10 protein-coding genes are annotated in these 10,226 nt (G+C 73.5%); 4 read left to right on the top strand and 6 right to left on the bottom strand.

Annotation, left to right across the window (positions count from 1 at the left end):
- Positions 1 to 89 precede the first annotated feature (89 nt).
- The 6 genes from ACFWR9_RS41690 to ACFWR9_RS41715 form a co-directional block, all read right to left on the bottom strand.
- On the bottom strand, positions 90 to 782 hold the full coding sequence (locus ACFWR9_RS41690) for a haloacid dehalogenase type II (RefSeq protein WP_383852606.1): 693 nt from the start codon (positions 780 to 782) through the stop codon (positions 90 to 92).
- Positions 783 to 844: 62 nt separating this feature from the next.
- Entirely contained in the window at positions 845 to 1,582 is a 738-nt protein-coding gene (locus ACFWR9_RS41695) for an FAD:protein FMN transferase (RefSeq protein WP_383852629.1), read from the bottom strand.
- Between the two features lie 55 nt (positions 1,583 to 1,637).
- The gene (locus ACFWR9_RS41700; protein WP_383852608.1) at positions 1,638 to 2,465 is read right to left on the bottom strand and encodes an FMN-binding protein; all 828 of its coding nucleotides are present in this window, start codon (positions 2,463 to 2,465) and stop codon (positions 1,638 to 1,640) included.
- A gap of 27 nt (positions 2,466 to 2,492) precedes the next feature.
- The gene (locus tag ACFWR9_RS41705) at positions 2,493 to 3,875 is read right to left on the bottom strand and encodes a ferric reductase-like transmembrane domain-containing protein (protein ID WP_383852611.1); all 1,383 of its coding nucleotides are present in this window, start codon (positions 3,873 to 3,875) and stop codon (positions 2,493 to 2,495) included.
- Between the two features lie 88 nt (positions 3,876 to 3,963).
- The gene (locus ACFWR9_RS41710; RefSeq protein WP_383852613.1) at positions 3,964 to 4,680 is read right to left on the bottom strand and encodes a L,D-transpeptidase family protein; all 717 of its coding nucleotides are present in this window, start codon (positions 4,678 to 4,680) and stop codon (positions 3,964 to 3,966) included.
- Between the two features lie 3 nt (positions 4,681 to 4,683).
- On the bottom strand, positions 4,684 to 5,271 hold the full coding sequence (locus ACFWR9_RS41715; protein WP_383852616.1) for a pyridoxamine 5'-phosphate oxidase family protein: 588 nt from the start codon (positions 5,269 to 5,271) through the stop codon (positions 4,684 to 4,686).
- Between the two features lie 119 nt (positions 5,272 to 5,390).
- Between ACFWR9_RS41715 and argH the strand changes: the two genes are divergently transcribed.
- The 4 genes from argH (at position 5,391) to ACFWR9_RS41735 (ending at position 10,106) form a co-directional block, all read left to right on the top strand.
- Positions 5,391 to 6,851: an argininosuccinate lyase gene (argH, locus tag ACFWR9_RS41720; protein ID WP_383852619.1), complete on the top strand. Its 1,461-nt coding sequence runs from the start codon at positions 5,391 to 5,393 to the stop codon at positions 6,849 to 6,851.
- A gap of 113 nt (positions 6,852 to 6,964) precedes the next feature.
- Positions 6,965 to 7,936, top strand: a complete 972-nt coding sequence (locus ACFWR9_RS41725) for an aldo/keto reductase (protein WP_383852621.1) — start codon at positions 6,965 to 6,967, stop codon at positions 7,934 to 7,936.
- 89 nt (positions 7,937 to 8,025) lie between these two features.
- Positions 8,026 to 8,577, top strand: a complete 552-nt coding sequence (locus ACFWR9_RS41730; protein WP_383852623.1) for a TetR/AcrR family transcriptional regulator — start codon at positions 8,026 to 8,028, stop codon at positions 8,575 to 8,577.
- Positions 8,574 to 10,106 (top strand): MFS transporter, encoded by a 1,533-nt coding sequence (locus tag ACFWR9_RS41735; RefSeq protein ID WP_383852625.1) that lies wholly within the window; start codon positions 8,574 to 8,576, stop codon positions 10,104 to 10,106. The genes ACFWR9_RS41730 and ACFWR9_RS41735 overlap by 4 nt, the downstream gene beginning before the upstream one ends.
- Positions 10,107 to 10,226: the final 120 nt, after the last annotated feature.

The following is a 10,226-nucleotide window of genomic DNA, read 5'->3' on the forward strand; positions in this document are numbered from 1 at the left end:
CCTCGTACTGGGTGTACTTGGCTCTGCGCCCGGTGCGGCGAGAGTGCGTGCATGGCGTCGCGAGGCAGACGGGAATTGTCAGACAGGCCCTAGCCCTCCGTCAGCACCGCGACCAGCTCGGCCAGACCGTCCAGCGCCCAGTCGAAGGCGTCCGTGCCGCGCGGCGGGTCACCCACCGGGCGCCGGACGTAGGCGGTGCGCATGCCCACGGCCCGGGCGCCGCGCAGGTCCCAGGCGTGGGCGGCGACCATCAGCACCCGCTCCGGCGGACAGCCGGCCGCGGTGAGGGCGAGGCGGTAGACCTCCGGCGCCGGCTTGTACGCCCGGGCGTCCTCGGCCGACAGGGCCTGGTGCCAGCGCAGCCCCGCGTACGCGTTGAGGCGGAGCAGCGATGCGCGGCTCGCGTTGGAGAGCCCCAGGACCGGGCACCGTTCGGCCAGCCGCGCGAGACCCGCGACGGAGTCGTCCCACGGCTCCAGGCGCCGGCCGGCGGTGGCCAGCCGCGCGACGGCGGCCTCGTCGGTGAGCCCGGCGTGCTCGGCGACCCGCTCCGCCGCCTCGCGGTCGAGGACCCGGGAGTCGGCGTACGGCCGCTCCTTCGCGACGATGCGCCCCACCTCGTGCTCCACGTGCTCCTGCCACATCGTCAGCAGGTGGCCGACCGACGCCTCGTCGGCCTCGGGCACCGCCTCGCGCAACGCCGTGCGCAGTCCCCCCGGTTCGTCGACCATCGTGCCGAGCACATCGAACACGACGGCCTCGATATCGCTCGCGTCTGCCATGCGGCCTCCTCCAGCGGGTGCGGACAACTGCCCGGCGGCGCGCGGTGACCCGTCGGCCGGGTTCAGCCCAGCCAGGCCGCCAGTCCACCAGTACACCGCACCTCGTCCCCGGCCGTGATCAGCAGCCCCTCGACGCCGGACAGCGACTCCAGCCACCGCAGCCCCTCCCGCGAACCCATCGCGAACGCCGCCGTCGCCCAGCAGTCCGCCCAGGTCAGCCGGGGTGCCACCACGGTCACGGACAACAGGTCGGTGACCGCCGAACGCCCGGTGCGCGGGTCGACGACATGCGCGCCGCGCTCGGCGCTGCCGGACGTCGCCACGGCCAGCTCGGCCGCCCCCGCCGCGGAGACCACGGCCGCGAGCCCGCCGGGCCGCAGCGGGTCCGACACCCCGACCCGCCAGGGCCGCCCCGACCCCGGCGACCCGAGCAACTGCACGTCCCCGCCGCCGTTGAGGCTGACGCCCGTCGCGCCGGCCGCCGCGATCCGCCGGGCGGCGCGCTCCACGGCCCAGCCCTTGACGATCCCGGTCGGATCGAGCCGGCCCCCGTACCGCGTGCTGAACCAGCCGTCGCTCACCCGCTCCGCCTCGGCCGCCAGCTCCAGCACCTCGGCGACCTCGGGCGCGCACGCGTCGACGGTCACCTCGTCGTGCGCCAGCCGGGAGACCTGGCTGTCGTCGCGGTAGGTGCTGAACACCTCGTCGGCCCGGCGCAGCCCGGCGACGGCCTCGTCCAACGCCGCCCGTACGGCCGTGGGTTCCCCGCCGCGGACGTCGAAGGAGAAGACGGTCCCCATCGTCTCCTCCACGTGACGCACCGCGGCGGGAGCCTGTGCGGACTCGGCCACGGTGTCAGCCACCGGCCCGGTCCAGCGCCGATTGCAGGGACTGCTTGTATCCGGCGCTGGTGTACGTGGCGCCGGAGACGGCGTCGATGTCGGCGGTGCCCGCGGTGACGGCGGCCTGGTCGAGCTTGGGCACCGCGTCGGCGGTGACCTGGTCGCTCCGTCCGCCCTTGGGCGCCTGAAGGGTCTCGGCGTCGGTGATCCTCCCGCCGCTGATGGTGACGCGCACCTGGACGGGCCCGTACTGGGTCTGCGCGACGTCACCGGTGAGCACCTGCGTGCCCTGCCCGGCACCGCCCAGCTCTTCGCCCGCCCCGTCGCCGGAGCCCTGCCCCGAGCCCGAGCCCGAGCCCGAGCCCGCTCCCTCGCCCGAGTCCTGTCCCGCGGAGGCCGCCGCGACCTTGTCCAGCGCCGACTGGAGGGACTTCACGTATCCGGCGCTGGTGTACGTGGCGCCCGAGACGGCGTCGATGTCGGCGGTGCCCGCGCTGACGGCGGCCTGGTTGAGCTTGGGCACCGCGTCGGCGGTGACCTGGTCGCTCTGCCCGCCCTTGGGCGCCTGCACCGCCTCGGCCCCGGTGATCTTCCCGCCGCTCACCGTGAGCCGCACCTGCACCGGCCCGTACTGGGTGCCGGCCGCGTCTCCGGTGACCGTGCCGGACCCGGCGCCCCGGCCGCCCTGCGGCGACTGCGCGGCCGCCGGCGGGGCGGCGCCGCCCGCCGCCGAGGCGGAGCCCGGGTCCGAGGCCGGTTTCAGCGACAGCAGCAGCACGATCCCGGACACGGTCGCGGCGCCGGCGAGCACGGCACGCCGAACGGGGTGACTTTTCCTCATCTGTCCTGGACTCCTGATGTCCGTCGCTCACATCTCGAACGACTCGTGATGGATACGGCGGGCGGGGACCCCCGCGCCGCGCAGTGCCTCGTACACCGACTGGGCGAAACCCGGCGGCCCGCACAGGAAGACGTCGTGGCGTTCGACGTCCGGGATCTTGCGGCTCAGGGTCTCCGCGGAGATGTCCGGGCGCTCCCCGTCCGGGCTGTTGACCGCGTACATCAGCCGGGCCCCGCGCTCCTCGGCGATCCCGGCCAGCTCGTCCCACAGCGCCAGCTCCTGCGTGCTGTTGGCCCGGTAGAGCAGCGTGATGTCACCCGACGCGCCGGGCAGCGTCTCGAACAGCGCCCGCATCGGCGTGATCCCGACCCCGCCCGCCACCAGCAGCACCTTGCCGCGGCTGCGGCGCTGCGCGGTCAGGGCGCCGTACGGACCCTCGGCCCAGACCCGGGCGCCCGGCTCCAGCTCGCGCAGCCGGGCGCTGTGGTCGCCGATCGCCTTCACGGTGATCCGCAGCATGTCCGGGCGCGGCGCCGCCGACAGCGAGTACGGGTGGGAGCTGAACCGCATCCCCGGCGCCAGGAACCGCCAGCGGAAGAACTGCCCGGCCTCCGCGCCCATCCGGTGCAGCCGGCGCCCGCCGATCAGCACCGACACGATGCCGGGCGTCTCCTCGATCACCGCCTCCACCCGCATCCGGTGCCGCAGGTTGAGACGCAGCGGCGTCAGCACCCGGTACCAGAGGACGAGCGCCGTCACCGACCCGTACAGGACGTACCAGACGGTCTTGGCGACCGGCTCGACCGCGAAGTCGTTGCCGGTGCTCAGCTGGTGCCAGAAGGTCAGGAACAGGGCCGCGTACGTCAGCAGGTGCACGTGGTACCAGGCGTCGTACGGGATGCGCCGGCGGACCGGGCCGATCGACATCAGCCCGATGACGAACAGCAGTCCGGTGCCGATGGCGGCCTTGCCCATGTCGGGCAGCTGGTTCACGGAGTCGACCGTCTGGCCGACGATGTCACCGAGGCCCTTGCCGGCCTGCGCGGCGTAGCCCCACATGATCAGGAAGACATGGGCGAGGACCAGGCAGAGCGTGTAGCGGCCGGTCATGGCGTGCCAGCGGGCGACCCGGTCGGAGCCAACCCGCCGCTCCAGCGCCGGCACCCGCGCCATCTGGAGCACCACCAGCGCCATCAGGTACCCGGCGAGCAGACCGGTGATCCGGCCCGCGTTCAGGATCATGCCGGTCTGGTCGGAGATGGCGGGCGTGTTGCGCCACCACAGCCACAACACGCCCGCCGCGCCCGCCCACACGGCGAGCAGCAGGGGGACGGCGGGGGAGCGGCGCGGACGGATGCGCCGCATCGTCTGACGGCGGGCGGCACGGCCGCCGGCGAGCGTGGTGGTCACGGTTCCTCCGTGGGGACTTGACCCTTGGCCCACAGATACGCGCCGCGCCGCCCGAGCGTTCAGTCCGGGCCGGCACTCCTGTCGCCGGTCAGTAGCGCGTGATCGCCGTCGCCCCGCCGGTGGTGCCGATCGCGAGGTGCGGGCGCTCCGAGGGCTCGGCCCACCGCAGGATGCGTCGCATCGCCTCCGCCGGCACCGACACGCAGCCGGCCGTCGCCCCACGTCCGTTGACGTGCAGGAAGATGCCCGCGCCGCGGCCGCGCACGGGGCGGTGGTAGTTGAAGCCCACGACCAGGGCGTGGGCGTACTGCGCCGTGTAGGTGACCAGGTGCTCGGCCTCGGCGGCGCGGCAGTCGGCGGGGCGTGGTTCGGTCCAGCGGTTGTAGGCGCGCGAGGCGTTGTCCTGGCACCACCAGGAGTCCTGGCGCACCGGGCGGTACCGGTACGCCGTGCCGCGCGGCGCCGCCCGGATGCCGAAGGCGTACGGCAGGTCGTACAGCCCGGTCGGGGTGGTGTTCGTGCCCTGCACGCGTGTCGCCCCGTCGGTCAGTCCCCCGGCCCCGAATCGGGCGGGCGCGGATCCGGCGCGCACCCACCGGCCGTCACCGGCGCCCCTGCGGTCCCACCAGGTGACCGTGCCCGTCGTCGAGCCGGTGCCCGGTGCGACCGCGGTGATCAGCTGGGTGCCGCCGCCGGTGTCCGCCATCCGGGCGGGCAGCGGCCGAGAGGCGGACGCGCCGGGCGGCGCGGCACCGAGCGTGAGGAGGGACGCGGAGACGAGGACGGCTACGACACCGGGGCGCATGGCTCAGACGGTAGAGGGGGGCAGCGGCAACGGCAGCCCGGGAAGGCCGTCCAGGCTCGTCGCCACGTGGTCCTTCTTGGTGAAATACGCGCTGAGCGACGCGTCGTCCTCCCGGGCGAACCGCTTGGCGTGCAGGTCCCGGTCGTTGTCGTACGCCATGAAGGGGACGGCGTAGCCGCAGGAGTCGCGGACCAGTTCTGCGGTCACGACGATGATCGCGCGCAGTCCGTGCGCGGTGCTGTCGATGTCGGGAAAGTGGCCGAGGAGGCCGGGGAAGCGCGGGTCGTCGCGGAAGACGGGCTCGCCGCGGCCGTGCACCCGGACGATGTTCGGCGGGCCCTGGAACGCGCACCACATCAGGGTGATCCGCCCGTTCTCCCGCAGGTGGGCGATGGTCTCGGCGGTGGAGCCGGCGAAGTCGAGATAGGCGACGGTGAGTTCGTCCAGCACCGCGAAGCTGCCCGTGAGGCCCTTGGGGGACAGGTTCACCGTGCCGTCACCGGCCAGGGGAGCGGTGGCGGTGAAGAAGAGGGGCTGCGCCTCGATGAAGGTGCGGAGTCTGCCGTCTATGCGCTCATAAGTCTTTCCCATGGCTAACGATTATGGGGGCGAGGGGCGCGAGCGTCACCGCCACCTCGCGAGATTGACGAATCATGCAGAGTTCTGCATACTCATGCAGGACAGTGACCGTACGGTGAGGAGCGACCCAAGTGAGCAGCAACAGCGGTGACGTCCGGCTCTGGGGCGGCCGTTTCGCCGACGGTCCCGCCGAGGCCCTGGCGAAGCTGTCCGCGTCCGTGCACTTCGACTGGCGGCTCGCGCCCTACGACATCGCCGGTTCGCGTGCCCACGCGCGCGTGCTGCACAAGGCCGGCCTGCTCACCGAGGACGAGCTGACCCGGATGATCGACGGCCTCGACCGGCTCGAGGCCGACGTCGCCGACGGCTCCTTCACCGGCACCATCGCCGACGAGGACGTGCACACCGCCCTGGAGCGCGGCCTGCTGGAGCGGCTCGGCCCCGACCTCGGCGGCAAGCTGCGCGCCGGCCGGTCCCGCAACGACCAGGTGGCGACCCTCTTCCGGATGTACCTGCGCGACCACGCCCGGACCGTCGGCGGTCTGATCGCCGACCTCCAGGACGCGCTCGTCGGCCTCGCCGAGGCCCACCCGGACGTCGCCATGCCCGGCCGCACCCACCTCCAGCACGCCCAGCCCGTGCTCTTCGCACACCACGTCCTCGCACACGTCCAGGCGCTCGGCCGGGACGCGGAGCGGCTGCGGCAGTGGGACGCGCGCACCGCCGTGTCGCCGTACGGCTCGGGCGCGCTCGCCGGCAGCAGTCTCGGCCTGGACCCGGAGGCCGTCGCCCGTGACCTCGGCTTCGAGCACGGCAGCGCCGGCAACTCCATCGACGGCACCGCCTCCCGCGACTTCGTCGCCGAGTTCGCCTTCATCACCGCGATGATCGGCGTGAACGTCTCCCGCATCGCCGAGGAGATCATCATCTGGAACACGAAGGAGTTCTCCTTCGTGACCCTGCACGACGCCTTCTCCACCGGGTCGTCGATCATGCCGCAGAAGAAGAACCCGGACATCGCCGAGCTGGCCCGGGGCAAGTCCGGCCGCCTGATCGGCAACCTGACCGGCCTGATGGCCACCCTCAAGGCCCTCCCGCTCGCGTACAACCGCGACCTCCAGGAGGACAAGGAGCCTGTCTTCGACTCCATCGACCAGCTGGAGATCCTGCTCCCCGCCTTCACCGGCATGATGGCCACCCTCACCGTGCACCGCGAGCGCATGGAGGAACTGGCCCCCGCCGGCTTCTCGCTGGCCACCGACATCGCCGAGTGGCTGGTCCGGCAGGGCGTCCCGTTCCGCGTCGCGCACGAGGTGGCCGGCGAGTGCGTGAAGGCCGCCGAGGCCGAGGGCAAGGAACTGGACGAGCTGACCGACGAGCAGTTCGCGAAGATCTCCGCCCACCTCACCCCCGAGGTCCGCTCGGTGCTCGACGTCCCCGGCGCCCTGGCCTCCCGCAACGGCCGCGGCGGCACGGCGCCCGAGGCGGTCGCCGTCCAGCTCGCCGAGGTGAAGGCGGACGTGGCCGGCCAGCACGCGTGGGCGAACGCCAAGACGAGCGTCCCGCAGGGGCGCGGGGAACCGCGCGCATAGCCACGACGCACCCGCACCCGCCGAACCACCGCCCGCACCGTGCTCTGAAGCCGAGGCCGTCGCGGGTTACGTTGGTCGCAAGCCTCACCGGAGCCGACCGAACGGAGCCCGCGATGCCCTTCGCCCGACTGGCCACAGCAACGACCCCGACCTGCCATATCGGCCTCGGTCTCGCCGCCGTCGGGCGCCCCGGCTACATCAACCTCGGCCGCGACCACGACCTGCCGGCCGACCGCACCGTCGACGCGATGCGCGAGCGGACCCACGACCTCCTCGACGCCGCCTACGCCCAGGGCGTGCGCTACTTCGACGCGGCCCGCTCCTACGGGCGCTCGGAGGAGTTCCTGGCCGACTGGCTCCGGGAACGCCCGGAGGCCGACGACGTGATCGTCGGCAGCAAATGGGGCTACACCTACACCGCCGACTGGTCGGCCGACGCCGAGCGGCACGAGGTCAAGGACCACGGCGCGGCGACGTACGAACGCCAGCGCGGCGAGACCGACGCCCTGCTCGGCGACCGGCTCGACCTCTACCAGATCCATTCGCTGACCCCCGACAGTCCGGCCCTCACCGACAAGGAACTGCACGCGAAGCTGGCCGAGGCCGCCGCGCGCGGGGTCACCGTCGGCTTCTCCACCAGCGGCCCCGCCCAGGCCGAGGCGATCCGCGCCGCGCTCGCGGTGACCGTGGACGGCGAACCCCTCTTCCGCACCGTCCAGTCGACGTACAACGCGCTGGAGACCTCCGCCGGGCCCGCGCTGGCCGAGGCGCACGAGGCAGGGCTCACCGTGATCGTCAAGGAGGGCATGGCCAACGGCCGTCTCGCCGATCCGCAGGCGCCCGAGGTCCTGAAGGCCGTGGCCGAGGAGACGACCCTGGGCTGCGACGCGGTCGCCCTCGCGCTGGTCCTGCGCCAGCCCTGGGCGGGCGTGGTCCTCTCCGGGGCCGCGACCGTGAACCAGCTCGGTTCGAACCTGCACGCCGCCGTCGTCGACTTCGACGAGGACCAGGTGGCACGCCTCGGCGCGCTCGTCGAGGAACCGAACGCCTACTGGGAGCACCGCGGGCAGCTGCCCTGGCACTGAGCCCTCCGGAAGCCGTGACCACCTCCGAGAGGTGAGTCACGCATGCCCAGTGTGAGACAAAGGTGTCTCATATGGGTTATCGTTGTCTCATGGCCGTTGATCGAGACCAGGTACTGCGCGACGCCGCGTCCCTGCTGACCCGCAAAGCCACCGCGACGATGGACGAGGTGGCGCGGGCGGCCGGGATCAGCCGGGCCACGCTGCACCGGCACTTCGCCGGGCGGGACGCGCTGGTCCGGGCGCTGGAGGCGCTCGGTATCGCCGAGTGCGAGGCCGCCCTGGCGGCGGCCCGCCTCGACGACGGAGCGGCCGCCGACGCGGTCCGCCGGCTCGTCGGCGAGGTCGAGCCCGCCGCCGGTCTGATCGCCTTCCTCTACACCGAGAACCAGCTGTTCGAGGGCGAGGAGCAGAACGAGGGCTGGGCCCGCATCGACGCCCGACTGGCCGCGCTGTTCCGCCGGGGCCAGGAGAGCGGCGAGTTCCGCATCGACCTCACCCCGGCCTGGCTCACCGAGGCCCTCTACGGCCTGATCGGCGCCGGCGCCTGGGCCGTGACCGAGGGCCGCGTGGCCCGCAACGACTTCCCCCACATGATCGTCGAGCTGCTGCTCGGCGGCGCACTCCGGAGAGAGGGATCATGACCCGCACCCTGCAGTCGGCGCACACGACCGAGGCGGTGAAGCGCCCCGGCCGCTGGCTCGCGCTGTCCGTCCTCGTGCTGGCCGTGCTGCTGGTGGCCGTCGACGCGACCGTGCTCGGTCTCGCGACCCCCTACATCAGTGAGGACCTCGCCCCGTCCGGCACCCAGCTGCTCTGGATCGGCGACGTCTACTCCTTCGTCATCGCCGGTCTGCTCGTCTCCATGGGCAGCCTCGGCGACCGCATCGGCCGCAAGCGGATCCTGCTCGTGGGCGCCACGGCGTTCGGCGCGATATCCGTGCTCAACGCCTACGCGCACACGCCCGAGCTGATGATTTTCGCCCGGGCCCTGCTCGGCGTCGCCGGCGCCACGCTGATGCCGGCCACCCTCGCCCTGATCCGCAACCTCTTCCACGACCCGCGCGAACGCAGCCTCGCCGTCGGCATCTGGGGCGCCACCGCCTCCGCCGGCACGGCGGTCGGCCCGATCGTCGGCGGGTTCCTGCTGGAGCACTTCTGGTGGGGCTCGGTCTTCCTGATCAACCTGCCCGTGATGGCCGTCCTGGTCGTCGTCGGCGCCAAGCTGCTGCCCGAGTCCCGCAACCCCAACCCCGGCCCGTGGGACCTGCTGAGCGTCACCCTCTCCCTGGTCGGCATGGTCGGTGTCGTGTACGCCGTCAAGGAGGCCGCCGCGCACGGGTTCGCGTGGGCCACGCTCGCCGCGGGCCTGCTGGGCGCCGCCGCGCTCTACGGCTTCGTACGCCGTCAGCTGACGATGCCGAAGCCGCTGCTCGACATGCGGCTGTTCCGCAGCCGGGGCTTCAGCGGGGCGGTCCTGGCCGACCTGCTGACCATCCTGGGCCTGTCGGGGCTGGTGTTCTTCCTCTCCCAGTACCTGCAACTGGTCCAGGGCAGGCGCCCCTTCGAGGCGGGTCTGGCCGAGCTGCCGGCCGCCGTCGGCGCGGTGGTGGCCGGTCTGATCGCGGGCCGCGCGGCCCGGCGCTTCTCGGTCCGTGCCGTGGTCGCCGGCGGTCTCGCCGCCGTCGGCCTCGCGCTCGCCGCGCTGACCGTCATCGGGCAGAACACCGGCTACCCGCTGCTCGGCGCGGCCCTGCTGGTCGTCGGCATCGGCGCCGGGTTCTCGTTCACCGTCACCGCCGACGTGATCCTCTCCAGCGTGCCCAAGGAGCAGGCGGGCGCCGCCTCCGCGGTCTCCGAGACGGCGTACGAACTCGGCGCCGCGCTCGGCATCGCGGTGCTCGGCTCGATCGTGACCGGCGTCTACCGAGACTTCACCGGTCCGGCGGGCACTCCGGCGGCGGCACACGAGTCACTGGGCGGCGCGGTGGAGGCCGCCGCCGGTCTCCGCGCCGACACGGCCGGGGCCCTGCTGGACTCCGCCCGCCAGGCCTTCGTCGACGGCCTGACCCTCGCGGCCGGCGTCGGCGCCGCGGTCCTCCTGGCCGCGGCGGCGGCCTCCTGGTTCCTGCTGCGGGGCCAGCGCCTGGAGGACGGGGTGGAACACCCGTAGCCAACCCACCGCGGAGCCACGAACGGCGAGCCACACCCCGATGTGCGGCGCGCCGGCCCCCGGGGGCGGGGGCGGCCGGCCGTGGGTGGGGCGGCGGCCGGCCGCGGGGGGCGGGGGCGG

It is taken from the genome of Streptomyces sp. NPDC058534 (assembly GCF_042717365.1).
Taxonomy (GTDB): Bacteria; Actinomycetota; Actinomycetes; order Streptomycetales; family Streptomycetaceae; genus Streptomyces.